29 protein-coding genes and 1 pseudogene are annotated in these 26,023 nt (G+C 28.7%); 25 read left to right on the top strand and 5 right to left on the bottom strand.

Features of this window, described 5'->3' with window-relative positions; translation table 11 throughout:
- Nucleotides 1-2: 2 nt before the first annotated feature.
- Nucleotides 3-1,250: pseudogene (locus B2671_RS01850) on the bottom strand (aminopeptidase P family protein).
- 276 nt (nucleotides 1,251-1,526) lie between these two features.
- Here B2671_RS01850 and B2671_RS01845 point away from each other — a divergent pair.
- The 4 genes from B2671_RS01845 (at nucleotide 1,527) to B2671_RS01830 (ending at nucleotide 3,974) form a co-directional block, all read left to right on the top strand.
- Nucleotides 1,527-2,420 (top strand): SPL family radical SAM protein, encoded by an 894-nt coding sequence (locus tag B2671_RS01845; protein WP_346868888.1) that lies wholly within the window; start codon nucleotides 1,527-1,529, stop codon nucleotides 2,418-2,420.
- A 40-nt stretch (nucleotides 2,421-2,460) separates the two neighbouring features.
- The gene (locus tag B2671_RS01840) at nucleotides 2,461-2,979 is read left to right on the top strand and encodes a GNAT family N-acetyltransferase (RefSeq protein WP_346868887.1); all 519 of its coding nucleotides are present in this window, start codon (nucleotides 2,461-2,463) and stop codon (nucleotides 2,977-2,979) included.
- A gap of 343 nt (nucleotides 2,980-3,322) precedes the next feature.
- Nucleotides 3,323-3,529, top strand: a complete 207-nt coding sequence (locus B2671_RS01835) for a helix-turn-helix transcriptional regulator (protein WP_346867773.1) — start codon at nucleotides 3,323-3,325, stop codon at nucleotides 3,527-3,529.
- Nucleotides 3,519-3,974 carry a DUF6773 family protein gene (locus B2671_RS01830; protein ID WP_346868886.1) on the top strand — a complete coding sequence of 152 codons (456 nt, stop codon included), beginning with the start codon at nucleotides 3,519-3,521 and terminating at the stop codon, nucleotides 3,972-3,974. Before B2671_RS01835 ends, B2671_RS01830 begins: the two co-directional genes overlap by 11 nt.
- Nucleotides 3,975-4,936: 962 nt before the next feature.
- On the opposite strand, the gene B2671_RS01825 is transcribed toward B2671_RS01830, so the two are convergent.
- On the bottom strand, nucleotides 4,937-5,491 hold the full coding sequence (locus B2671_RS01825; RefSeq protein WP_346868885.1) for a hypothetical protein: 555 nt from the start codon (nucleotides 5,489-5,491) through the stop codon (nucleotides 4,937-4,939).
- Nucleotides 5,466-5,738 (bottom strand): hypothetical protein, encoded by a 273-nt coding sequence (locus B2671_RS01820; protein ID WP_346868884.1) that lies wholly within the window; start codon nucleotides 5,736-5,738, stop codon nucleotides 5,466-5,468. Before B2671_RS01820 ends, B2671_RS01825 begins: the two co-directional genes overlap by 26 nt.
- 757 nt (nucleotides 5,739-6,495) lie before the next feature.
- Between B2671_RS01820 and B2671_RS01815 the strand changes: the two genes are divergently transcribed.
- The 10 genes from B2671_RS01815 (at nucleotide 6,496) to B2671_RS01770 (ending at nucleotide 13,403) form a co-directional block, all read left to right on the top strand.
- Nucleotides 6,496-7,206 carry an alpha/beta hydrolase gene (locus tag B2671_RS01815; protein ID WP_346868883.1) on the top strand — a complete coding sequence of 237 codons (711 nt, stop codon included), beginning with the start codon at nucleotides 6,496-6,498 and terminating at the stop codon, nucleotides 7,204-7,206.
- Between the two features lie 48 nt (nucleotides 7,207-7,254).
- On the top strand, nucleotides 7,255-7,812 hold the full coding sequence (locus B2671_RS01810; RefSeq protein ID WP_346868882.1) for a GNAT family N-acetyltransferase: 558 nt from the start codon (nucleotides 7,255-7,257) through the stop codon (nucleotides 7,810-7,812).
- A gap of 30 nt (nucleotides 7,813-7,842) precedes the next feature.
- Nucleotides 7,843-8,100, top strand: coding sequence for a TfoX/Sxy family protein (locus B2671_RS01805; protein WP_346868881.1), 258 nt, complete (start codon nucleotides 7,843-7,845; stop codon nucleotides 8,098-8,100).
- Between the two features lie 238 nt (nucleotides 8,101-8,338).
- Nucleotides 8,339-9,154 carry an alpha/beta hydrolase gene (locus tag B2671_RS01800; protein ID WP_346868880.1) on the top strand — a complete coding sequence of 272 codons (816 nt, stop codon included), beginning with the start codon at nucleotides 8,339-8,341 and terminating at the stop codon, nucleotides 9,152-9,154.
- Nucleotides 9,155-9,271: 117 nt separating this feature from the next.
- Nucleotides 9,272-9,889: a lactate utilization protein gene (locus B2671_RS01795; RefSeq protein WP_346868879.1), complete on the top strand. Its 618-nt coding sequence runs from the start codon at nucleotides 9,272-9,274 to the stop codon at nucleotides 9,887-9,889.
- A 63-nt stretch (nucleotides 9,890-9,952) separates the two neighbouring features.
- Nucleotides 9,953-10,414, top strand: a complete 462-nt coding sequence (locus tag B2671_RS01790; RefSeq protein ID WP_346868878.1) for a GNAT family N-acetyltransferase — start codon at nucleotides 9,953-9,955, stop codon at nucleotides 10,412-10,414.
- Nucleotides 10,415-10,666: 252 nt separating this feature from the next.
- Nucleotides 10,667-11,002 (top strand): class I SAM-dependent methyltransferase, encoded by a 336-nt coding sequence (locus B2671_RS01785; RefSeq protein WP_346868877.1) that lies wholly within the window; start codon nucleotides 10,667-10,669, stop codon nucleotides 11,000-11,002.
- A gap of 281 nt (nucleotides 11,003-11,283) precedes the next feature.
- A complete protein-coding gene (locus B2671_RS01780) occupies nucleotides 11,284-11,997 on the top strand; it encodes a hypothetical protein (RefSeq protein WP_346868876.1) in 714 nt (237 codons plus the stop codon).
- 59 nt (nucleotides 11,998-12,056) lie between these two features.
- Complete coding sequence (locus B2671_RS01775; protein WP_346868875.1) at nucleotides 12,057-12,797, top strand: alpha/beta hydrolase; 741 nt, start codon at nucleotides 12,057-12,059, stop codon at nucleotides 12,795-12,797.
- A 273-nt stretch (nucleotides 12,798-13,070) separates the two neighbouring features.
- On the top strand, nucleotides 13,071-13,403 hold the full coding sequence (locus B2671_RS01770) for a hypothetical protein (protein WP_346868874.1): 333 nt from the start codon (nucleotides 13,071-13,073) through the stop codon (nucleotides 13,401-13,403).
- Nucleotides 13,404-13,477: 74 nt separating this feature from the next.
- Here B2671_RS01770 and B2671_RS01765 read toward each other — a convergent pair whose 3' ends face one another.
- A complete protein-coding gene (locus B2671_RS01765; RefSeq protein WP_346868873.1) occupies nucleotides 13,478-14,587 on the bottom strand; it encodes a sn-glycerol-3-phosphate ABC transporter ATP-binding protein UgpC in 1,110 nt (369 codons plus the stop codon).
- 214 nt (nucleotides 14,588-14,801) lie between these two features.
- On the opposite strand from B2671_RS01765, the gene B2671_RS01760 reads away from it, so the two are divergent.
- From B2671_RS01760 to galE, 5 genes are all read left to right on the top strand, one after another.
- A complete protein-coding gene (locus B2671_RS01760; RefSeq protein ID WP_346868872.1) occupies nucleotides 14,802-16,211 on the top strand; it encodes a hypothetical protein in 1,410 nt (469 codons plus the stop codon).
- Nucleotides 16,212-16,388: 177 nt separating this feature from the next.
- Nucleotides 16,389-17,168: a PHP-associated domain-containing protein gene (locus B2671_RS01755; protein ID WP_346868871.1), complete on the top strand. Its 780-nt coding sequence runs from the start codon at nucleotides 16,389-16,391 to the stop codon at nucleotides 17,166-17,168.
- Between the two features lie 84 nt (nucleotides 17,169-17,252).
- The gene (locus B2671_RS01750) at nucleotides 17,253-17,585 is read left to right on the top strand and encodes a hypothetical protein (protein ID WP_346868870.1); all 333 of its coding nucleotides are present in this window, start codon (nucleotides 17,253-17,255) and stop codon (nucleotides 17,583-17,585) included.
- Between the two features lie 188 nt (nucleotides 17,586-17,773).
- A complete protein-coding gene (locus tag B2671_RS01745) occupies nucleotides 17,774-19,543 on the top strand; it encodes a sensor domain-containing diguanylate cyclase/phosphohydrolase (RefSeq protein ID WP_346868869.1) in 1,770 nt (589 codons plus the stop codon).
- Nucleotides 19,544-19,702: 159 nt separating this feature from the next.
- A complete protein-coding gene (gene galE, locus B2671_RS01740) occupies nucleotides 19,703-20,716 on the top strand; it encodes a UDP-glucose 4-epimerase GalE (RefSeq protein WP_346868868.1) in 1,014 nt (337 codons plus the stop codon).
- Nucleotides 20,717-20,807: 91 nt separating this feature from the next.
- Here the strand turns inward: galE and B2671_RS01735 are convergent, their stop codons facing one another.
- Nucleotides 20,808-21,434, bottom strand: a complete 627-nt coding sequence (locus B2671_RS01735) for a flavodoxin family protein (protein ID WP_346868867.1) — start codon at nucleotides 21,432-21,434, stop codon at nucleotides 20,808-20,810.
- A gap of 227 nt (nucleotides 21,435-21,661) precedes the next feature.
- Here B2671_RS01735 and B2671_RS01730 point away from each other — a divergent pair, with 227 nt between their 5' ends.
- From B2671_RS01730 to B2671_RS01705, 6 genes are all read left to right on the top strand, one after another.
- Nucleotides 21,662-22,561 (top strand): alpha/beta hydrolase, encoded by a 900-nt coding sequence (locus B2671_RS01730; protein WP_346868866.1) that lies wholly within the window; start codon nucleotides 21,662-21,664, stop codon nucleotides 22,559-22,561.
- A 50-nt stretch (nucleotides 22,562-22,611) separates the two neighbouring features.
- A complete protein-coding gene (locus B2671_RS01725) occupies nucleotides 22,612-23,139 on the top strand; it encodes a hypothetical protein (RefSeq protein ID WP_346868865.1) in 528 nt (175 codons plus the stop codon).
- Nucleotides 23,140-23,191: 52 nt separating this feature from the next.
- Entirely contained in the window at nucleotides 23,192-23,881 is a 690-nt protein-coding gene (locus B2671_RS01720) for an HAD-IA family hydrolase (protein ID WP_346868864.1), read from the top strand.
- Between the two features lie 152 nt (nucleotides 23,882-24,033).
- Nucleotides 24,034-24,795 carry a Nif3-like dinuclear metal center hexameric protein gene (locus B2671_RS01715; RefSeq protein ID WP_346868863.1) on the top strand — a complete coding sequence of 254 codons (762 nt, stop codon included), beginning with the start codon at nucleotides 24,034-24,036 and terminating at the stop codon, nucleotides 24,793-24,795.
- A 48-nt stretch (nucleotides 24,796-24,843) separates the two neighbouring features.
- Nucleotides 24,844-25,371, top strand: coding sequence for a GrpB family protein (locus tag B2671_RS01710; protein WP_346868862.1), 528 nt, complete (start codon nucleotides 24,844-24,846; stop codon nucleotides 25,369-25,371).
- Between the two features lie 32 nt (nucleotides 25,372-25,403).
- Nucleotides 25,404-25,946: a GNAT family protein gene (locus B2671_RS01705; RefSeq protein WP_346868861.1), complete on the top strand. Its 543-nt coding sequence runs from the start codon at nucleotides 25,404-25,406 to the stop codon at nucleotides 25,944-25,946.
- The last annotated feature ends 77 nt before the right edge of the window (nucleotides 25,947-26,023 follow it).

Genomic DNA, 26,023 nt, shown 5'->3' with positions numbered 1-26,023 from the left:
TTTTAACATTTCTTCATAAATTCTTCAATTTCTTCAACAGTTTTTATAATCTCATCAGACAAGACTTTACATCCATTTTTAGTTATAACTACATCATCCTCAATTCTTATTCCTATGCCTTCTTGGGATCAATATAGGCCAGGTTCTACTGTAATTACCATGCCTTCTTCAAAAGGCGCATCATAATCTTCTACATCATGGGTATCTAGTCCTAAATGATGACTTACTTGATGATAGTAATAGTTAGACAATTCACTTTCATCCGTTATTATACCAAGGTCAATTAATCCTTCTGTTAAAGCTTTCTTTGTAACATCATTTATTGACTGAAAAGTATGACCTGGTTTAAGAGCTTTTATAGTTTCAAGTTCAGCATTTAATACTATATTATATATTTGTTTTTGTCTTTCAGTAAACTTACCGTTAACAGGGAAAGTTCTAGTTATATCTCCATGATAATAATTCCATGCTGCACCTACATCACATAAAACCAAAGAGTTATCATCAATTTCACAATTATTCTGTTCATAGTGAAGTATAGTACCATTTTGCCCACTGGCAATTATGCTTGGAAATGAAAAATCCTTAACACCATTGTTTTTTAATTCAAAATCAAAATATGATTCTAATTGATATTCCATAATATTAGGTTTAGCATTTTTCATCATAGCCTCTATTCCTAATTTAGTTTTCTCTATAGCAGCCCTAATTTCTTTAATTTCCTCTTTTTCTTTGCACATTCTTAGAATGGATAATTTAGGATATACGTTATGTATAAAAACTTGAGAATATCTTTCCTTTAAATCTTTGGCAAAGCAACCATTAGGGGTTAAATCATCTTCATAGGCATCTTTTTCTAAATCTAAGTATATATGGACTAAATTTTTAGTTGATATTAGACTATTTAAATCTCTTTTAAAGTCATCTATAAATCTTACATCATCTATTCCAGATACTTCTTTAGCTATGTCAATATCAATACTTTTGCCTATCCACTTAGATCTTTTTTCATCGCATTGCCTAATATATAAGCGTTCATCCATATTTCCATTTTTGTCTTTAATAACTACAAGGTTTATATACTCCTCATCAATTCCACATAGGTAATAGAAATTTCTATTTGGTGTGAACTTATAATTATAGTCATTTGATTTCTTCGGTGCTCTTCCAGCAAACATTATTAATATGGATCCATTAGCTAATTCCATTGATAACTTTAGCCTATTCTTCTTGAAAAAATCTTTATTCATCTCAAACAACCCCTTCATTAAGTAATAGATAATAGTTAAGTTCAAGTCACATAAAATTTTTTATAAAAGATGTTTATATAATAATATTAACCTAATTTCAGTTAGTAGTAAATGATTACATAAGTGGAAATATAAAAATTTATTCATGGATAAAAATAATTTTTTTTCTTAAAGATATCTTCAATATACATATGTATGGTAAAATATTACCTATAAGTAATAAATACAATAATTAGTTTTTATATTCCTTATCATTGTTATATTGGAGGTGAATAAATGGCAAAGATTAGAGAAATTACTTGTGATGTAGCGTGTAATAAATTAAAAAGAAAAATACCCTTTGCCTGGGATTTAAACATATACAGAGGTTGTGAACATGGCTGTAAATATTGTTATGCTATGTATTCACATCAATATTTAGACTCAGATAAATATTTTGAAGACATATATGTAAAAACTAATGTGGTTGAGCAATTGGAAAAACAACTGAGTAGTCCTTCTTGGAAAAGGGAAGTTGTGAATATTGGAGGGGTAACAGATAGCTATCAACCAGTAGAAGAACAGTATAAACTAATGCCGGATATATTAAGACTTATGATAAAGTATAAAACACCATGCATTATTTCAACTAAGTCAGATTTAATTTTAAGAGATTATGATTTAATAGATGACCTTTCTAGGGTTACCTATGTAAATATAGCAGCTACAATTACATCTATGGATGAAAATATACGAAAATTAATTGAACCAAATGGAGTAGAATCTTTAAAACGATTTACAATGTTAAAGGAATTTAGTAAAACCAATGCATCTACTGGACTTCATTTTATGCCTATTATTCCATATATAACAGATGCTTTTGAAAATATAAATTCTCTATATTTTCATGCTAAAGAATGTGATGTGGATTACGTTCTACCAGGAACTCTTTATTTAAGAGGTAGTACAAGAAAAGTATTTTTAGATTTCATAAAGAAAGAATTTCCAAAGATATATGATGACCTACTATTATTATATAAAACTGGTGGAGCAAATAAGGAATATAAAAATAATTTATATAAAACAGTAAATGCTTTGAGAGAAAAATATGGTTTATCAAGTAGTTATTCTAAACAAATGAAAGAGAAGTTAAATCAAGAATGTCATACTCAATTATCAATTTTTGATTAAAATTGGAAAATATTTAAGGGTATAGAAAGGTGTTATAATTATGATGAAGAAAAAAGATCACAATGAACTTATAATTAGAAAAGCAACAGTTGAAGATTCTAATGAAATTGTAATGTTGGTGAAACAAGTAATGGGCGAGGTAAGTTTCTTTCCTAAAGAGCCAGACGAATTTGACTTAACAGCTGAAGACGAGGCAGAATATATTAAAAATACATCTTTATTTTTAGTAGCAGAGATAAATGAGAAAATAGTAGGCTCTACTACATTACAAAGGGGTAGCACTAAAAGGACAAGTCATGTTGCAGATTTTGGTATAACAATTTTAAGGGAATACAGTGGGTTAAAAATAGGAACTTTGTTAATGGAAGAGGTTATAAAGTGGTGCAAAGAAAATCAAGTTGAGAAAATTGAATTAGAGGTTTTTGAAGAAAATACACCTGCTATAGCACTTTATAAAAAGTTCGGATTTATTGAAGAGGGAAGAAAAAATAAAAACATAAAAATCAAAGGTGAATATAAAAACACATTGTTACTAGCTAGATTTTTAAAAGACAGTTAGGTATATTTTTTTAAAGGGGAGTCTTTTGTGCAACGGGTTCCGTTTTGAGGTGCAAAGTTATAAATTCTCATAAGAAATCACAATAAAAATCTCATACAGAATCACTTAATAAATCACTAAAGTTCTAAGTTAAATAAATGACTTAGAACTTTTTTCATTATATATATAATGAAAAGGAATTTGTAAGTAAAGGTATGTATATATTCTTTATAGGTTTTAAATATTATCTTGTGTTACTATTGAGTTTTTAAATATTATTTGACTATTATTTCATTCATAATGCAATATATATTTTACATTTAGCAATTTATACTATATACTATGTAATATAAGGAGGTGCTATATGAAAAATAAACGAATGAAAATCGCTCGTATTGAATGCGATATGAAACAAGATGATTTGGCTAAAGCAGTTGGCGTAACAAGGCAGACTATAGGGCTTATTGAATCTGGTGATTATAACCCTACACTAAACCTTTGTATAGCAATCTGTAAAACACTAAACAAAACATTAAATGATTTATTTTGGGAGGGATTAGATGAAGAATAATAAAATTCAAGATGAAAGAATACTTTTGGAGAGAAGAAAAATCCAAAGCGAGGCATACGGATGGCTGGTGACTGGATTGATGATTTCTATTATTGTACAGCAATTTTTTATGAATGCTCCATTCGCTCAATATGCAGTTGAATTTTTTGCATTAATATCATGTGGGTTATTTATTTCAATTCGCCATTTTAAAAAAGGGATTGACATCTGGAATCCCAATGGTGATAGTAAGAAAAAATTATTATTAAACACAGTTATAGCAGGGATTGCTTCCGTAATTTTATTTGCAATATTAAGCGGTCAATATGATATAAAAAATTTAGCATTATATTTTGTTAGTTTTGTTCTTTTCTTCTTTGTATTTCGTTCAGTAATGATAATTATAAATAAAAAAAAGCAACAAGTTATTGATAGTAAACTAAATGAAGATGATGTTGATAATTAGACTTAGCATAATATTAAACTTGATTTCAGTATATTGGTATTAATTAAAATAAAGTTTAAATGACCGACTATTAATAGCCAGTCATTTAAACTTTATTTATTGATATTTAGTTATTTTAAATATAATATATCCTCTATTTTATATTTCTTATTTGCTATCCCAAGTCTCATAGAAGTTTAAATATGTTCTTAGAATTGTTATTCATATATTGAGCATATTTAGGATTAAAGTTAGCATATATATAACTTTTACCTTCTCCTTTGCCCCCCGATAATGGTCTTTCTAATATTGATATCTTTCTTCTTAAAGTGTTTATAGACCTCAAATCTACTTTGTACATTATCTCTGCTAATTCATAACAATTAAGATCAGATAAATCTGTAACACAATTAACATATCTGTTTCCTTCATCATTATAAGGAAATGGATGGGGTATATAATCATTAGTTTCAACAACATAATCTTTTCGTTAATTGTTTTAGTTATATATATTTCATTATTAAATATTGTATGAGCCAATAGGTCTATCGCTGATTTGTCCAAACCTTCTATTAAATTATTAGCCTCTTGCCATAATTTAATATTTTCTTTATGAGTTAAATATTGTTTATATGCTTCATTCTTATCTAATTCTTTATCAACCTTACAAGTGAAAATATGAGTATCTTTATTTGAAATACCTTCTTTATGTATCCTTAAAAGAAAAGTCAGTAGAGCAGTATCTTCATCAATTTCTTACCTTCATATCTCTCAAGAAATTCTAAACACCTTCTATATAGCCACTCTAACTTATTGTAGTAGGTGCTACTGCCAATATCTAATATTTCACATATTCTTGTTACAGGAGTTCTACTTAGTATTAGTTTCATAAATAGAGGAAGTATATCATTCTTCTTCTGATAATAAGTAAAACATTCTTTCTACTCTGGTAAGACATTTGCAATTTTCTTGCATAATTTACACTAATACTTTTGAGAGTTGCTTGAACTTTTACCACGTCTATAAAAACTATTAGGATTATCAAACGGATTTAAATCTTTTTCAGAAGAATCTTCTTTATAGAATATATAATCTGGCTCAATGGGAACTGTAGTGTTAATATCTATTAACCTTTTAATTTCTTCTGCCATTGCCCAATTTGAATAAGGAGCTGTATAACTTCTTATTACAGGATTATCAATAGTATCATCGTTAATATCATTACATTTTATTGATTTGAAATTCTTTCCTGTAATCATATATCCAGAAGCATTCCCCTTTAGGTTCTTATACTTGAATTGCTCTTTCCCATACCATTTAAAAAAAGGATTAGCACAAAAGTTAGTTTGAATGTTATAAGACTTTTTATCAACAACTAATTCTACTGGGGTATATAGAAGGTATCCATATTTTCTCGAAAACTCTATCTTTGATAAAGTGGTATAGTCTATTTCCCTCTGATTAACTTCTTCTTGAGTAATAGGAGGAATAACTTTTGCTTTACTAACAGTTTTATCTGACAATCTCTTTAGTTTCATTATCTTTTAACTCCGAATCACTAATAGTATCATACAATGAAGCAAGTATTTTCTTATTGTATCTTTGCTTATTAACCCATTCTATAAAATCAGTATCTTCTAATAGGTTTAATAAAAACATATCCAGTATTTCCTCTTGGCTATATTGAGTGTATTTAGAGTAATGTTCTAATATGGCAAGTGTTCTTGTTGATAATTCAAAAGAAACCTTTTTCTTATTTTCTTTTTTAGGTTTTATATACTTCACCTCCGCAACTCCTTTCTTTAGGTATAAATCACATATAAAATCACATATATATTCACAAAGATAATAAAACTATTATTTTTTTATTTTATATGTGATTTACTCTGTGATTTTAGTTGAGATTTTAACTTGATTAGCAACTTTTGCACCTATAAACGGAACCCGTTGTCTTTTGTGACTTCCCTTTATTTCTTTTACTAAAAGATTAATTAATTCTTAGAGTTATTATAAATTATAAGTTGTTGGAAATTTTACTAACTTCTAACTAGATGCATTATCAAATTATCTCTATACTGACCTTCATGAGATTCTCTTTTTTAAAGAATTTTTATAGCCTTGAATCCACATCTTTCATAACATTTAATAACACATTTATTCAGCCTAAGATTTAATGAGGGTTAAGCCTATTATACCATTATTTACCATATTAGAATATATATTGATTTAAAATATCTTTTTATATTTAGGGAAATAGATTAAGAAAAATACTTACTGATAAGAATAGATAGTTATTACGAATATACATAAATAGAAAAAATTTGTAATAAATTTAAAGGTTTTGTATAATAAAGAAAACAAATAATTGTAAAGATTAACAATGATAAAGGATTAAAGTTCAAAAAATATTATGGATAATACAAAAATTGTCTAATATATTTATAAAAGGGAGTAATTATATGATTAAGATACGAAGGTATGGAAGTGAACCATATAATATAGCAGTTATTCACGGAGGACCTGGTGCGCANNGCCAGGTGGAATGGCACAAGTAGCAAAAGAAATATCAAAAAAGTATGGAGTTTTGGAACCTATGCAATCAGAAGACTCTATTGATGGACAAGTCTCTGAACTTAAAAAATTGCTTGAAAATAATGGACAATTTCCAGTTACACTAATTGGTCATTCGTGGGGAGCGTGGTTAAGCTATATTTTTGCATGGAAATACCCTGAATTAGTAAGCAAGGTTATGCTTATAGGAAGTGGCTCCTATGAAGATATATATCTTTCATCAATGAATAGTAAAAGAGCTAACAGACTTACAGAAGAAGAAAACTTAAGAGTTGGGACATTATTTCAATTATTAAATGAACATAATAATCCAAACAAAAAAGAAGTATTGCGTGAATTTGGAGAATTAATGGCAAAGGCGGATTCTTTTAGTCCAATTTCTATTGAAAATGAATCTCTAGATTTCCAACCAGAAGTTTTTCAAAGTTGTATGAAAGAAATTAATAAATTAAGAAGCAATGGAGAACTTTTGGATTTTGGAAAGAATATAAAATGTCCTGTAATTGCTATACATGGTGAATATGATTCTCATTCTTTTGAAGGTGTTAAAAAGCCACTGACAAGAACCATAAAGGATTTTAAATTCATATTATTAAAGAAATGTGGACATAACCCTTGGAATGAGGTTTATGGTAAAGATAAGTTCTATGAAATAATCTTCAGAGAGTTAGAATCAAGATAGATAAGGATAGAGCTAAAGTAAAAGCACTAACTTAAGGAGGAGATTAAAATGATAAGGAATGTTTATGAGCAGTGCCCTATATTAAAAAATGATTTGACTACATTAAAACAGACAACAATTAAAGATGCAGAGGAATTGCTAAAGTGTTATTCAGATAGAGAGGCTATGAAATTGTTTAATTCTGATAACTGTAATGGTGATGATTTCTATTATACAACAGTTGAAAGAATGGAGCAGGCAATTAAATTTTGGACTTTTTCCTATGAGAATAAATACTTTGTGAGATGGACGATAATTTTGAATGATACAAATGAAAAAATTGGAACTATTGAAATGTTTAAAAGAGAAGCAGAAGATGAGTTTAACCATTATGGGTTATTGAGAATAGATTTGCATAGTAAATATGAAAAACAGAAATATATAGATGATATTTTAGAAATTGTAAATAAGAATTTTTTTGAACTCTTTAATGTTAAGGAAATTCTTACAAAAGCAATTCCAAATGCAACTGAGCGTATTGAGTCATTAATGAAAAAATATTATGTACCACTAAATAGAAAAATGATGATATATGATGATTATTTTATGAGAACAAAAGTNNTTTAAATTTAAATAACTTAAAATAGGAGGAAAACTATGAGTAAATTATCTGACTTACCTAATATAGGTAAGAAACTAGAAGAACAACTTAATGAAATCGGTATAAAAACTGTTAAACAATTAAAAGAAGTGGGGAGTAAACAAGCATGGTTAGATATTAAAGCCATAGACGCTTCTGCCTGTATCAATAGGTTATGTGCATTAGAGGCAGCAATACAAGGAATCAGATGGAACTCTCTTTCAGATGAAGTAAAGCAAGAATTAAAACAATTCTATAATACAGTAAAAAACTAAGTAACTCTAATAGTCGTATAATATCACCAAACAATATATGTAATGATGCTAAGAATAAAATTATAAATCAAATTACTAGGCTAAGAGAAATATTAAATAATTATAGACAATTCAAACTGTATAGTAATGATTTATTAAAAAATTGAAATATATTGGATAATAATTATAAAAATAGCTCACAAAATATTGCCTGGTGAATAATCTGTCAATATACTTATTTCATTGATGGAGGTAATAAGTGGGATATTATATTAAAGTTGAACCAAATGTGAAAATTTATGTAGAGGATCTTAACCCAAAAGGAAAGAAAACAATTCTATTTTTACATGGTTGGCCTGGTAGCCATAAGCTGTTTGAATATCAGTTTGAACAACTTCCAAAGCATGGGTATAGATGTATCGGAATAGATACTAGGGGGTTTGGAGATTCTGATAAACCTTATGAGGGGTATGACTATGACCGGTTATCTGATGATGTTAGATATGTAGTAGAGATCCTAGATCTTAGAGATTTCGCTCTAGCAGGACATTCAACAGGAGGAGCTATAGCTATTAGATATATGGCTCGTCATAAAGGGTATGGAGTATCTAAGCTAGTTCTTATATCTGCAGCAGCACCTAGTCTTATTAAGCGTAAAAACTTTCCTTATGGATTGGATAGGGAAGAAGTTGTTAAAATTATTGATGGGACATATAATGATAGGCCTAAAATGCTGAGAGATTTCGGAGATATATTTTTCTTTAAATATATATCTGAACCATTTTCTCAGTGGTTCTTTAATCTTGGACTACAGGCAGCTGGATGGGCTACAGCATCTATTGCAAACACGTGGCTAGGTGAGGAAAAATTATTTTCTGATTTAGAGACTATAAGAGTTCCAACATTAATTCTTCATGGTATTCATGATAAAGTTGTATTATTTGAATTAGCTAAAATACAAAATCAATACATTAGAAATTCAAAACTTATACCATTTAAATATAGTGGTCATGGAGTATTTTACGATCAGAAAGAAAAATTTAATGAAGAATTAATGAGATTTGTTGAAGAATAGAAGTTTATAACATAGGAGTATTTAATAAAAATTTAAAATGTTTATCTATAGAATACCGTACTATTCATTAATGTATATACGGTATTTTCTATATAAAATTATTATGGAGGTATAATAATGGATATAAATACTATAAATAAGTTAAAAGAAAACTTTAGGATGAGAAATATAGAGGTTGAATGTTTTGAAGATTTAACTGAAGTTAAGAATCATATATTAAAAATCATAGATGAAGAATGTACCATTGGAATTGGTCATTCAGCTACTCTTCAGAAAATGAATATAGTAGAATCACTGATGGACAGAGGAAATGTAGTTTATGATAAAGAACTTGGAAAAACTAAGGATGAAACTAAAATGCTGAAAAAGAAAGCTCTTATAACTGATTGGTATATTACTGGTTCTAATGCTGTGACCAATGATGGGAGAATTATCAATGTGGATCATAGTGGAAATAGGGTAGCAGCAATTACTTTTGGACCAGATAAAGTAATTGTAGTTGTAGGTAAAAATAAAATTGTAGACAATGTTGAAGAGGGAATAAAAAGAGTTAGAAATATAGCCTGTCCTTTAAATGCAAAAAGAGTAGGTTATAATCCACCATGTGTAGAAATAAATAGATGTGTAGATTGTACATCAAAGGAAAGGGTTTGTAATGTGCTTTCCATAATTGAGGGACAAGCAGATAAAAATAGGATGAAATTATTTATAGTTAATGAGGAATGTGGTTTTTAATATGTATTTAACTCAATAGTTACATGAAAGGTAGAGATAAATATGATAATTAGGACGGGCAATTTGAATGAATTAAAGGCTTTATGGAAAAATGAATCTCCAACTAAAGAATATTTCATTAAAGAAATTGAAAAAGATAATATAGAGTTTTGGACAATTGAAAATGAGAAAGATAGCTCGTTAATAGGAGAACTTTATATATTTTGGAATTCGGAAGATAAGGATGAAGCTAATGGTAAAGACAGAGCCTATCTTTGTGCTTTCAGAGTAGAAAAGGACTTTAGAGGATTAGGACTTGGTAAGAAGCTCATGGAAAGGGTTCTTCAAAGAATTGAAGAAAAAGGATTTAAAGAAGTAACAATTGCTGCTGATAACGATGATGTAGAAAGATTAACAGCTATGTATAAATCTTGGGGATTTATTGAATTGGTAAAGTTTCAAAACTATGATTATCATTATATTGATAACAATAATAGTCCAACCTACTACGAGATTCCATTTGGATTATACTTAAAAAGATTATAAAAAAAGAAAAAATGAATAGTATGAACCTTTTTACAATATTAGAATAAGAAAGTATTTACTATATCTTTTAGAAAGAAATACAACTATGAAAATATCGATAACGGTTTTATAGTTGCTGATTATATGTCAGAAGATATATATCATAATATAAGTGGATATAAAAGGAAAAATATTATTAAAACTTTTATAAGGGAGATTCAAGATTAATAAGAGGATATATCAATATACCTTGGTTAAATTAGGGGGCATAGTATGGAGTACATGGGAAATAAGGAATATTGGGATGATAAATTTGAAAATAGAAGTGACAAGCCTTTAAGTGCTGAAAAATCAATAATTGAAAATATAGGATACTTTAAAAAAGGATCTGTTCTTGATATAGCATGTGGAGATGGTAGAAATACTTTATTTTTTCTTGGAGAAGGATTTCAAGTAACTGGAATTGATTTTAGCAATAAAGCACTTGAAAGGTTAAATAGATTTGCAAAAAGAAATAGTTATTTGGTTCATACAAAGCAAATTGATTTAAGTGTAATAAATTCTTTAAAAAATATTGGAACATTTGATAATNNAACCATTATAGATTAAGCAAGAACCAGCTTGAATATGTAGGAGAATGTATAGCTGATGATGGCATTTTATTTGTATGTGGTTTTGGATGGAAGCATAAAGTAGATACTAAAATTAGAAAAGATGACTTGATTCAGCAAACTGATTTTGAAGATTTAAATAAGTCATTTAAGTTAATTAAATATAGTGAAAGTCAAGATGATAGGGGCTTTATTGTTACGTATATTTTTAAAAAGATAAAATCTTAATATACAATGGATTAATAGAGAGAACATAATAGAGAGGATAGGTGTAATAAAATGAAGAATAAATGGTTTTGTTATATAAAAATTGATGAAGAAAGTAATTCTGTGTTTACATCAGGAATGACCTTTAAGGACTTTATGAGTGGAATTAAAGAAATACCTAATAACATTCTAGTTTTAAAGGGATTTCCAGATGAGGGAGATTGGAGCCATAAGTTAGGTTTTGAATATATTTTGCAGAATAACATGGAAAATTTTCTAAAAGAAGATGTATATAGTTATGGAGATTTTTGCTGGATAGATTTTCAATGTGAAGATGACCTTGAGAAAGTTAGTAATGAGGAACTGGCAGAGTTATTGTATTTAGCACATCGAGTTGAACCTTTAAGGAAGTTTACTTTCGATAGTTTACAAAATAGATATGCTTATCTTTGCCATGATGATGATTATATAGTAAAGGTTTATATGAATGATATAAAAGTTTATAAAGAGGTTATTCATCACAAAATTCTTAGTGAGTTAAAGGGAAGAAAAAGAAGTATTGAACCAGTACCATCAGAGATATTAGACAAGCTTTATGATATGTTTAAGGGTGGGGCAGCATTTGATTTTGAGAATGCTTATAGTAATGGTGTCAACATATATCCCATTAAAAAAGATGGTTACATTGATGATATACACAAAAGTCTTGATAGAAAGAGAAATATACCTGGATGTGGAATATGCCTTGATTATAATCCTAGAACTAAAAAGTGGATGATATACTAGAAGATTGAGATGGAAACACTATTGATATAACAGGAAGATATTTTAAAGAGGTGAAATAAATGTATCTAGAAATGAGGGATAAGGTTAACTTGTATGTAAAGCAATCAGGACAAGGTATTCCATGTATATTTGTCCATGGTGGACCAGGGGAAGGAAGTCTTGATTTTGAAGTATTAGGTGGAAATGCATTAGAAGGTTTTATGAATATGATATATTTTGATCAAAGAGGAAGTGCAAGATCAGAAGGAGACGAGGAAACTGATTACTCTATTGATAGACTTGTAGAGGATATGGAGGAAATTAGAAAAAAACTAGGCATATCAAAGTGGATAGTCATGGCTCATTCCTTTGGAGGAATTATTGCAACAAACTATGCTAATAAGTATGGAGAGGCTATAGACAAGCTTATTTTATTAAATGTTACCCTTAGCATGGAAGACTCATTTAAGAGTCAAATATATCATGGATCAAAATTATTATCTGAAAATGAATTAAAGTCCATAGAGGCTAAATCATATATGGAAAAATGGCAACAGATAGTTACTAGACTTATTGAAAAAGATATCTTTTATAAACTGGAATATAAGGAATATGATAATTTTTTAAAATTAGGAGAAGTAAGTAATACAATAGATAGTTTTAATGCATCCATGGCAAATCAAGGACTTAGCAATAAAGAGTATTTAAAAAATTATTTTGATGTTACTAAAAAAATAAACATTCCAGTACTTGTATTAGCTGGCAATGAAGATTATGCTGTAGGCCAGAACATCATGAAAATTTTATATTTCCTAACATGAAGATTAAAATTATTTCAGGAAAGCACATGTTATATATGGAAAATAAAGAGGACGTTAAGTCAGTAATTGAAGCATTTATAAAGAGCTAATTTAAGTAGCAAAGATGCTGAAACCCGCATGAACAGAACAACTATTTAAATAGTTAAATAGTTAAATATTTTTATATATGACTATATAACTAGGTTCATATGTTAATATTTATATAGTTTCATATCTATGGGAGGATATGGACACTTTAGTAAAGTTATAAGTTTTAGAAAGGGGATTAATTCCTTGGAGTATTTTGGGTTAATTGCATTTGTACTAGTCCTATCTCAGATAGGATATTCATCAAAAATAAAAAAATTAGAAGGTGAATTAAAGCGTTTAAAAAGAAAGATTAAGGGGGAAGAGGCCTTGTCAAAGTTATTAAAGGATCTAATTGGTGTGAAATGTATTATTGATTGCGAGGGAGCTGTAGTATTTACAGGCAAAAGCGAAATGGAATGTGAAGTTCTTGATGTAGATGATGAGTGGGTTAAGATAACCTATAAAGATAAAAAGGATGTTACTAAAACTAATATTATCCGTATTGAAAGCATAGACAATATAGAGATAATAAATTAGATAATCAAGTAAAGGTTAATAATTAAGCACCTTCTTAATAATCTTTAAGAAGGTGCTTTTAAAATTTAATAATATTAGATATTTATTCTTTCTTCTGTATCTTTATCAAAAAAATGAAGTTTGCTAGTATCAATTGCTATATTTAGTTGTTCTGATTTTATATCTGCAGAAGATGGAACTTTTGCTATTAACTTGTTACCATTACAATCTAGATATAAGTATGATTCTGATCCCATTAGTTCAGTAATATCAACTTTAGTTGAAATAATATTACTTAGACTATCTTTAATAGTGTTATTCTCAACATATATATCTTCAGGTCTAAAGCCTAAGATAATAGATTTATTTGCGTAGTTGTTAAATAAAGACTTAATTTTATCTGTATTAGGTAATTTAATTGTAATGCAATTAAGTTTAGCATAAAAATTGTTGGAGTTGTTTATAAGAGTAACTTCTAGAGTATTCATTTTAGGAGATCCCATGAATTCTGCTACAAATAAGTTACAAGGATTATTATATAGATTCATAGGGGTATCTACCTGTTGAATAAGGCCATCTTTCATTAGTACAATCCTATCTGCCATGGTCATTGCTTCTGTCTGATCATGGGTTACATATAGAAAGGTTGTACCTAAAGTTTTATGTAGCTTGATTATCTCAGTTCTCATCTGAGTTCTAAGCTTTGCATCTAGATTTGATAGAGGTTCATCAAGTAGAAACACCGATGGATTACGAACAATAGCACGTCCTAGTGCAACACGTTGACATTGCCCCCCTGACAGCTGCTTAGGTTTACGATATAATAGTTCTTCAATGTCTAGAGTTTTAGCAACTTCAGTGATCTTTTTATGAATTTCATCCTTTGGTACCTTTTTCATTTCAAGTCCAAAAGCCATATTTTTATATACAGTCATATGGGGATATAGAGCGTAACTTTGAAATACCATGGCAATATCTCTATCCCTAGGAGCTACATTGTTTACTAATTTATCACCAATGAATATTTCACCCTCTGTAATACTTTCAAGACCTGCAATCATTCTTAAAGTTGTAGATTTTCCACATCCTGATGGTCCTACTAAAACAATAAATTCCTTATCTCTTATTTCTAAGTTAAAGTTTTCAACAGCAATATTGGTTTCATCATATTTTTTAACAATATTATTAAAGGTTATATTTGCCATTTTATTACTCCTTTTCATAAGATTTAAATAGGATAACATAGATTATAGCATACTTATTTGAAAGTTTTCATCATATTTTCTTTTAACTATAAAGATTTATATATTTTGGTAGAATATTATAATATATAGTATATTAACTATGAAGGTATATATTATTTGTTTTAGGGGTGTTTACAGTAAATTTAAATGCAAATAGGATTGTGGAGGAAAAATGATGTTTAAAAGTTTAGGAGAAAGCACAGTAACTTTAGTAATTACTATTTTACTAGTAATAGCTTTAGCTACATTATGTGTATTTCTATTTTCAAAGTTACTTGAAGGATATAATTTAAAGAAGAAAAAGAAGAGTCATGAAGAACAAGTAGAGGCAGTGGTTACAGTTGATGAAAAAACTTTTGACATTAAAGATGATATAAGGGAAAAAGTTAATAATCAGATAAGTAAAGTAAAAAGAGATGTTATAGAATATGCAAATGATAGAGTTAACAATAGCATGTCTGAGGTTTTAGCAACCACTATGAAAGGGAAAAAAAGATTTGTAGAGAAACAGATAGTCAATGAAATAGGAGAAACTGTTAATAATACTTATGAAGATGTAATAAAAGAGGCAAGAAACAAATTTTCACAGAATAATGAGGAGCTCATAGAAATTATAGAAACTAAAATAAAAAATTATGTTAGTGATAATAATAAAAAAGATTACAGGGGAATTAATAAAGAAATAAATGAGCTTTTAAATGAAAGTATGAATATTTATACTAAAGAAGTAGAACAAATTTTAACTAGACAGAGCACTTCATTAAAGATGCAAATAGGAATGAATATAGACAAGCAGTTCAAGTCTATGAAGGGAGAGATTAAAAATAGCAGTAACATAAATTTAGATGGCTTTGAAAAAAGCTTAAAGAGTCATACTAATAATGTTATGGATGTTTGTATAAGACAAAGTGAGAGACAAATTAATCAAATGGTGGATAACATTACTGATGAGTTTGAAGAACTAAAGAAAAAAGGAAATTATGAAAAAATAAGTGAAAATATTAAAAAGAATATAGAAGAATTAGAAGAGAGTTATATGACTTCAGTTCAGAAAAATGTAGATTGTACTATAGAAATAGTTAATAGCTTATCTCGACTAGGGGTAACTGATTATAAAACTATAAAGGATGATGAAATTATTGATATTTTTAAAGAAGCTTTAATTGCAGCTAAAAGCGAAATAGACATAGTTACTCCTTGGATAAATAATCATGTAATGTATAAGGAAAAAGTTTATAGTCTTTTGAAAGAGGCATTAAACAGAGAGGTTAAGGTTAGAATAGTTTATGGCTTAGGTTCTAATAAAGATTTGAATATGGAAGAAATGGAAAGAGGATCAGAAAGAATAGCAGATATCATTAAAGATGATTTTAATAACTATGGTAAACTTTTTGAAATAAAGAAGGGTGATACCTGTGAAAGGGTGTTGATTTGTGATGAAAATCTTGCTCTTATTGGAAATTTTAATTTCTTATCCTTCCATGGAAAATACTCAGAAAATAAGAATTTAAAAAGTCAAGTTGTAGCAGTAATTACAGAAAAAAGAGTCATACAAAGACTTAGAAAAGAAAAAATAAGATTTTAGTTTTGCATAAAGACTGTCTCATAATTATTGTGAGACAGTCTTTTATTTATGTATAATGTATGAGAAGCAATTCAGATAAGGGGAACTTACTGGTGTTATTTCTATATAATAATAAGAAGAGAGAGTTTACAGTTTAGATTCTAGATTTTATCAGTAATTTTATGAGGAGAAGTTAATATGAACATAGATTTTCATGTCCATGGATTGTTGAGCAAGAGAAAAGATTTTAATGAAAGATTTTTTATTGAGGAAATTGAATATGCAAAGCAAAATGAATTAAATGGAATAATTATGTGTGAACATTTTAATGCTATAAATTTTAGAGAAATATATAAATATCTTGAAGAAAACTATAAATACAAAGATCATAGGTATTTAGTTAAAGGAGTTTCTGTTTTTCCTGCTATGGAAGTGAGCATAAAGGATAAGGGACATGTTGTCTTAGTAGGAAGGAGAGAGGCTATATTAGAGATTCACGAAAGGCTAGAATCTTATATGGATAGAGAAAACCTAGTGGAATTTAAAGAGTTATTAGATTTAGCTGATGAGTATGGATGTTTAAAAATAGGAGCACATCCTTTTAGAAGAGGACATAAATTATGTAATCATCCTGAAGAACTACTAAAGAGATTAGATGCTATAGATTTAAATGCTAAAGATATATTTAAAAAAGGTGAAGAAGAGGTAAGAAGAGAGTTATATGAATTATCTAGTAAAATAGGAGTTAATGTAATTACAGGTAGTGATAGCCATACTCCATTACAATTGGGTGGCATATATACTAAATTAGATAATCCATGTTATACCATAGAAGAGCTTAGATTAGCTATAAATAGTGGAGATTATTCCATAAAAATAGAACCTTCATTAGATTTTAGAGTATACACTTCTAAAATATTAAAAAGATATTTAATTGCTAGAACAGATTATAACAAAGATATGGATTTTACTATATAAATAGAGTTCATAGGGAAGAGACTAATTGGAAAATATTACAAGGTTAAGTTTATATTTAAAGAATTTTAAAGAGAGAGGATTAATATGGGGTGTTTTTTGTGTAAAATTAAGAAAAATAGGAAAAAACAAAAGAAAAGAAATAATAAATATATATCAATAGAAGAAAGATTAAAAGCTGATGAAGAAAAAGAGAAAAGAGAGGAACAGGAAGAAGAAATAAGAGAGATGGAGGAATTTAAAAGAGAAATTCTAGAAGAGTATATTTTAGACATTATAGAAGATGAAGTAGATAGAATGGGTGGAATTGAAGGGGTAGATGGAGAAACTATAAGTGATATTTTAAGTTACTATATTAATAATGATCCTAGGTTTCAGATTAAATTACAAAGGGAATTAACGCGAAGAAGGCGACTATAATTTATTGAATTTAATGTAGGACTAGATGAAAATTTATAATTATTCTATGTTAGCAAATAGCTAAAGAATTATTCATATAGTCCTTTTCATGGGTTATATAGATTTATGAGAAAATGTAGATATTATATTAATAAAAATGGTAGAATAAAATGAGGATGAATTATTAAGGATAAATATGGGGGATAAATATGGGGTTAGCTGAATTGTACTTACAGAATATGCCATGGTCTGCATGGATTGCAGATATAGATAAGAAAATTATCTTTATTAACAAAGCCTGTGAAGAAAATTATAATTTAAAATTAGAAGAAGTAAAAGGTAAGACCTATGAAGAAATATTTCCGAAGAAAGTAGTAAGTGTATATAACAAAAAAACAAGGGAATATTTTAAAGAATTACCGATATATGATTATAATGAAACTAATAGAGAAATAGCAGAAGAGTGCTATGTATTCCCGATAAAAGATATTAATGGTGATGTTAATGCTGTAGGTGGTATCATTGTAAATGTTGAAGAAGAAAAAAGAAGAGAACTAGAACTTCAAAATCAAAAAAGTATTCTTAGAACTATAATAGATTCGTTACCAGAAGCTATTTTTTATAAAGATAAAGATTCAAGATATATTGGTTGCAATAAAAATTTTAATGACTATTATAAGCAATTTGGAGTAGATGATGTAATTGGAAAAACTGATCTAGAAGTTTATCCAGATAAGGAAATTGCAGAAAATTTTATTAAAGTAGATAAAGAAATAATGGAGAATAAAGAAGCAAAATATATTGAAGGAATTACTTTGGATGAATATGGGAGTAGAATTATAGAAGAAAGTTTTAAGGCTCCTGTGATAAATAAAAAAGGTGAAGTTTTGGGAATAGTGGGACTAGCTAGAAATATTACTAGTCAAAAAAAATTAGAGGATAGACTCAGATATTTGAGTTATAACGATGCTCTAACAGGAATATATAACAGAACTTATTTTGAAGAAAAGGTTCGGGAATTAAATAATGAGCAGCATCTTCCTTTAGGAATAATTATGGGAGATGTTAATGGTTTAAAGCTAGTCAACGATTCTCTAGGACATCTAGAAGGAGATAGACTACTAAAAAGTATATCTAGTGTTCTTAATAAAGCTTGTACTGATAAAGGCTTTGTTTTTAGGTGGGGTGGAGATGAATTTATGATACTTCTGCCAAACTGTGATGAAAGTGGCTGTGAGAGAACTGTAGAAAAAATAAGGAGTGAATGTAAAAATTATAAACATAATTACATTGAACTTAGCATTGCTCTTGGCGAAGTGGTTAAGCGTTCTGTAGAAGAAGATATTGATAAGTGCATTAAAGAAGTAGAAGAGAGAGTGTATAGGCAGAAACTCTTAGAACATAATAGTGTTAGGAGTTCCATGATGAACTCGCTTAAAAAAAGTTTAGAAGCTAAGAACATGGAAACAGAAGAACATACTGAAAGAGTAGAATCTTACGCATTGGAAATAGGAAAGAGATATGGTTTTAAGAGTTCTCAAATGGATGAATTAATGATAATAGCTAGACTACATGACATTGGGAAAATTGCTATAGAGGAAGATATACTTTTAAAACCAGGTCCACTTACAACAAATGAATTTGAAGTGATGAAAACTCATGCTGAAAAGGGTTTTAGAATAATCAATGCTTCTAGTGAAATAATTAATGTGGCAAAATGTGTTTTAACTCATCATGAAAAATGGGATGGTAGTGGATATCCATTAGGCATTGCAGGAGAAGAAATACCTCTTATGGCAAGAATTATTGCTATTGCTGATGCCTATGATGTTATGACTCATGATAGAATATATAGAAAAGCTATTAGTAAAGAAGAGGCTATTAAAGAGTTAAAGAGATGTTCAGGTACCCAATTTGATCCAGTACTAGTAGAGCTATTTTTAAAATTTTTAGATAGCAATGAAGAAAAAAATAATTAAGAAAAAAGAGCTGACTAATAGCTTTTTTTTACTTTAATAATTTTACAATTTGAGATATAATTGTATACGAAGATATTTATCTGAGCATTGTAAATATAGGTAAGTGCTATGATATAAATTTAAATTTGACATAAATAAACTAAGAATGGAGTGTATTACATGGCAGTTTTAGTAACTGGAGGAATGGGCTATATCGGTAGTCATACTACTGTTGAGCTATTAAAAGAGGGGTATGAAGTTGTTATTGTAGATAACTTAAGTAATAGTAAAGAGTTAGTAAAGGATAAAATTAAGGCTATTACAGGAAAAGAGCCTAAATTCTATAAATATGATGTTTTAAACAAGGAAGATATGGACAAGGTTTTTAGTGAAAATACTATAGATTCAATAATTCATTTTGCAGGCTTTAAGTCTGTGGGAGAATCTGTGGCTAAGCCCCTAGAGTACTACCACAATAACTTAAATAGCACTTTTGTACTCTTAGAATTAATGAGAAAATATGGAGTTAAAAATTTTGTATTTAGCTCATCAGCTACTGTTTATGGAGATTCAAAAATTATTCCAATTACAGAGGAAGCATCACTATCTGCTACAAATCCATATGGAAGAACAAAGCTAATGTTAGAAGAAATTTTAAGAGATTTATACAGCTCTGATAATTCATGGAATATAGCATTACTTCGTTACTTTAATCCAGTAGGGGCCCATGAAAGTGGAACTATTGGAGAAGACCCATGTGGTATTCCAAATAATTTAATGCCTTTCATTACAAAGGTTGCTATAGGTGAGCTTAAGGAGCTTAGTGTATTTGGGGATGATTATGACACACCAGATGGTACAGGAGTTAGAGATTACATTCACGTAGTAGATTTAGCTAAAGGTCATTTAAAGGCATTAGAAAAATTAAAAACTAATTCAGGTCTTGTAACTTATAATTTAGGAACAGGAAATGGATATAGTGTTCTTGATATAGTTAAGGCATTTTCAGAGGCTAGTGGAAGAGAAATTCCGTATAAAATTACAGCGAGAAGACCTGGTGATATTGCAACCTGTTATTCAGAACCAAGAAAGGCTAATGAAGAGTTAGGCTGGAAAGCTGAAAAGGGCATAAAAGAAATGTGTGAAGACTCTTGGAGATGGCAAAGACAAAATCCAAAAGGATATGAAGAATAAAGTAAACTTTATATAGATAAATTGAAAGTGCTTGGCAAGACATCTTACATGAAATTAGTAAGATATTTTGAAAAGCACTTTTGTTTTCATTTTATCTTATGAAGTTGGTTCTTAATTTTTCTTCCTTTTTAGGTAAGGATATTCCTGCTTTTTTACCAGCTTCTATAGATTTTAATAGCCAAGCCATATTTTTACCAAGAGTTCTCATTGTTTGCATACCTTCAAGGTCTTGTTTTACTTCTTCTGGAGTATTGCCATGAACCATATTCCAATATTGTGAAGAAACTATTGGCATGTTTGAGATAGTAAAGTATTTATTTAATTGGTCAAAGGTAGCAGAGGAACCACCTCTACGACAACTTACAATAGCAGCCCCAGGCTTATATTCAAAGCCACTACCTGCATAGAAAAACCTATCCAAAAATGATGTAATCATACCAGAAGCACCAGCATAGTGAACTGGAGAACCAAAGATAAATCCATCAACATCCTTAGCTTTTTCTAAAGCGATATTAACAGTATCATCATTAAAAACGCATCTTTCACTACCACTTTTATAGCAGTAACCGCATCCCATACAGCCTCTAATAGGAGCTTTGCCCACATGAAATATTTCTGATTGTATATTTTCTTTTTCCAGTTCCATTGCTATTTCACATAAAGCAGTATAAGTACATCCTTTTTCATTAGGACTACCGTTTATTAATAACACTTTCATTTTAAAATTCCCTCCAATACAATATTATCATTAATAAATAAATTATAGCATTATTCATTTTAAAGTGTATGATTTATAAAAAGTAAATTAGAATTATTATAATTAATCTTTTTAAGATTTAAAAGAGTAAAAATGTGTAAAAGTTATAGGGATATAGTTAATAATAAGGTATAATAATTATATATTGTAAAAATATACAAAAGTAATTAGTCTAAGGAGTTTAGATTATGATTAAGTTAATGGATATCGAGGGAAGAAAGTTAGAATATTTAATTAAAGGAAATAGTAAGAAAACAGTAGTAATTATGCCAGGAATGGGTGGAAGTTTTTATGAATGGATAAATATTATAGATAAGATATCCTTATATACAAAAGTCGTTGCAATTCACAGAGCTGGTGTTGGAAATAGTGGGCTTAATAGTGAAGGTAGTAATACAATGACAACTGCAAAGGATTTAAATATATTATTAGATAACTTAAATATTAAAGAAAAAGTTACATTGGTAGGACACTCTTATGGCGGGCTGTGTGTTCAACATTTTGCAAGAATTTATCCTGAGAAAGTTGATAGTGTAGTACTTGTTGAATCTGCATCAATGAATAGAGAGGATAGATATGATAAGTTAGAAACTCCAATATCGGATGAAAGTACCTCAGATGAAGTTTACATAAAGTTATGGACAACATATTCTAAGTATAGTAAAGAACAATTAATAGAAGAGGTAAAACCTAAATTATCAGAAGTAGATTTAAAATTACCAATTAATATGAAAAAAGAACTTATGGAGTTTTATGTAAGACCAGAAATATATATAAATCAACTCTCTGAAATAAAAGACTTGAGAAGTAATGTAAAGTATATGAGTAAATATGGTGATTTTCCAGATTGTCCATTAATAGTACTAATTGAAGACCCAGTTTATTCTATAAATGAAATGATTGAAGAAGGAATACCTAAAATAGAAGCAGAAAGAATTGAAAGAGTATCACAAGAACTCTCTAGTGGGTTAAAAGAGTTATCCAGTAAGAGTGATGTAAGAGTAGTTAAAAATAGTAATCATTGTATAAATGAAACTCAACCAGATGCGATTATAGGTGCAATAAAAGAATTGCTATTTACAAATTAGATATTATGTAGGAGATAAAAGCACAATAGGTAATTAGGGAGGAAAAATGTATGAAGAGATCATTTATATTTTGGATTGTATTTTTTTTAGTTATAACTAATATAGTATTCATTGGTACAACTATTTGGTACAAAACTAAGCTGGATAACCAAGAATTTAAAGTGTATTCATTTCAGGGAGAAAACACAGATATAAGATTAACAGAAGGGTTAATTATTCTATTTCCTAACAGGCATATAGTTATTGGCGGCAATATACAGTATATAGGAAGCAAAGAAGAACAAATTGAATCATATTCTCAAAATATCTATTTAGATAAAGAAGGAGATAAATATTTAGTTTTATCAAAAGCAGTTTCAAATGGATGGGATAATAAAGGAACATCTTTATCTGATGAACTTTTGTTGAATAAAAGTATAGGAGAAATCAGTTCACAACAATTATTCAATGAAGAACAGTTGGGTCTTATTAAGAATAATCTTTATTTCAACCTTCAATATTCAACAATTGATGGAAAAATAGAAAATTCCATAATTATGCTAAATGTAGAAGAATTCAATATGAGGGAAAATAAATAAGTATACACAGAAACAATGAAAATGTTTACTGTAGGTTTGGAGGAAAATTATAATGAATATGAACAACATTAAAGCCATTTTATTTGATTCGGGAAGAACCTTAAATGTACCTAGGACAGGACATTGGTTTATTACACCTAACTTCTTTAATATTATTAATGACACAAGTTTTCAATATACAGAAGATCAATTAAGTGAAGCAATGAATAAAGCCTGTGATCATATTAATAAAATGTTATTAGTAAAAACAGAAGAAGATGAATTTACGATGTTCAAGGAGTTTTATGAAATAGTACTAAAAGAAATAAAATATATGAGTATAAATGAGGAAATAATTAATTCTTTGGCAAGTGATAATGTATATAATGATGATAAATTTTATTTTTTTGATGATGTGGAACCTGGGCTACAAAGATTAAAAGATAAATATATTTTAGGGGTTGTCTCAGATACATGGCCATCCTTAGAAAGAGTATTTATTAATAAGAGTCTAAGAAAATATTTTTCTACATTTGTTATGTCATCAATTTATGGCTCCTATAAAGCTGAAAAGGTACTTTTTAAAATAGCTATTGAAGAAATCGGAGTAAAACCAGAGGAAGTAATTTTTATAGATGATAGTGAATCAAATCTTATTGCGGCAGAAGATTTTGGTATGATTCCAATTCTAATTGATAGATATGATAGGAATGATATTGAAAGTAAGTACCATATAATTAAATCTTTAAATGATTTAAAATAGATAGTGATTTAACATTTGAATTTATTGGCAATGAAATTTTTAAGACTAGGATAATTGTTTTTGAAATTATTAGTCATTGTTTAACTCGTACAAGTTTATGTACTACAGTTGAAAATATACCTGAATGTAAGGAAGAAAATGGAGGTAAGTATATGGACGTTTCACATATTGTTAAAAGAATTAATGAACTTTTTAATGTAACAAGTAAGGAAATCTTTTCTAATGAATCTGGGATCACATATCATGCAGGTAAAAAAGTTAAAAAATTAGGATACTGTGTTAACCTAACCCTTGAAACTATAGAGGAAGCAAGAATTCATGGGGTTGATATGATGGTGACACACCACGATGCATGGGATGAAATATATGGATTAAAAGAGGCATGCAGAGAGAAATTGGAAGAGTATGGTATAAGTCATTACTATAATCACTTGCCACTTGATGACTGTAACTTTGGAACAAATGATAGTCTGTTAAAAAAATTGAATTTAGAAAATGTTAAAAGAACCCACCAATGGGAAGGATTATATTTTGGTAGAGTGGCGGAATATGATGAAGAAATTGAGTTTAATGAATTAGTAAAAAAAATTGAAAATCTGCTTGAAGAACCAGTTAAATCTTGGAAGTTTAATGACAAAAAAGTGAAGCGGGTAGGTTTAGTCTGTGGTAATGGAGGGCCAACAGATTGCCTTAAGGAAGCCGTCGAAAATAAGTGTGATGTATACATTACAGGTGAATGTAATTTATATACCATTCAATATGCTCAGTTTAAAGGGATAAATCTTATCATCGGTAGTCATACTTTTACTGAATTCTTTGGAATTCAAAGTTTAGCATTGAAATTGAATGAGAATATAAAAGAACTTGAAATAGTGAGACTTAATGAAGAGCATTATGAAGCAAATATAAAATAAGTAGGGGTAGGGTATACTACATTAGATGTGTAAAGGAGGTATAAATCTATGTCAATTAGAACAAAAGTTATTGTTATTGAGCCTTATAATGAAAAATGGAAGTTAGAATTTGAAAAAATAAGGGACATGCTAAATTCTTATATTGGAGATTTGGTTTTATCAATTGAGCATGTTGGAAGTACTTCAGTGGAAGGACTCTCTGCAAAACCTATCATCGATATAGATGTGGTTATGGATAGTTATGATAATTTCCCTGAAATAAAGAAGAGGTTAGAAGAAGCTGGATATCATCATGAAGGGAATTTAGGCATTGAAGATAGAGAGGCTTTTAGTTATGTGAAAAATAGATTTATGCCATATCACTTATATGTATGTCCTAAAGATGGTAAAGGATATTTAGAGCATATTGCATTAAGAAATCATCTTAGAACAAATAGAGATGCACGAGAGGATTATGCAGCATTGAAAACAAAGCTAGCTAAAGAATATAGATACGATGCTGATACTTACTGCAAGAGAAAGACAAAATTTATTCAGAAAATCTTAAATAAGACACTATACTCTAATAAGTCTTAGAGTTACTAATTATAAGAAATAGAGGATATGAAATGATAAGATTAGAACTAATTAAAAAAGAAGATTTATATAAAATTGTGGAATGGAATAGGAATAAATCTGCTAATGATCTATTGCAATGGGCTGGACCTTTATATGAGTATCCATTAACCCTTTCTCAAGTAGAAAAGTATTTCTTAGATGAGAAAAATAAGGAAGTGGTGGATACCTACATATATAAGATAATTTCCATTAGTACAGAAGAAATTATAGGAACAGTGGAGCTGCGTGAAATAGATAGAGAAAATAAGATTGCTAGAGTATGTAGATTTTTAATTGGAGAAGAAAAGGAAAGAGGTAGAGGCATAGGTGCTTTGGTATTAAAGGAAATCTTAAGAAGTGGATTTGAAGATAGAGGATTTGAGAAAATAACTCTTGGAGTTTTTGATTTTAATAAGGGTGCAGTTAGATGCTATGAAAAGGTTGGTTTTGTAATAGAAAAATTATTAAAGGATGTAAGAAAGGCTAAGGATGGTTATTGGAGCCTATATGAAATGTCAATTTTAAAATCTAAATGGACAAACGAAAATAATTAAATGTTGTACCACTCTGCTACCAATATATTGAGATTACACAACTGTTATACAAAGTGCCCAATGCTAATTAGCATTGG

The organism is Clostridium sp. UBA5119, from assembly GCF_002414285.1.
In the GTDB taxonomy this organism is placed as follows: domain Bacteria; phylum Bacillota; class Clostridia; order Clostridiales; family Clostridiaceae; genus Clostridium_J; species Clostridium_J sulfidigenes.
The sequence above is the reverse complement of the archived record's forward strand: the minus strand, read 5'-3'. Positions and strand labels throughout refer to the sequence as shown.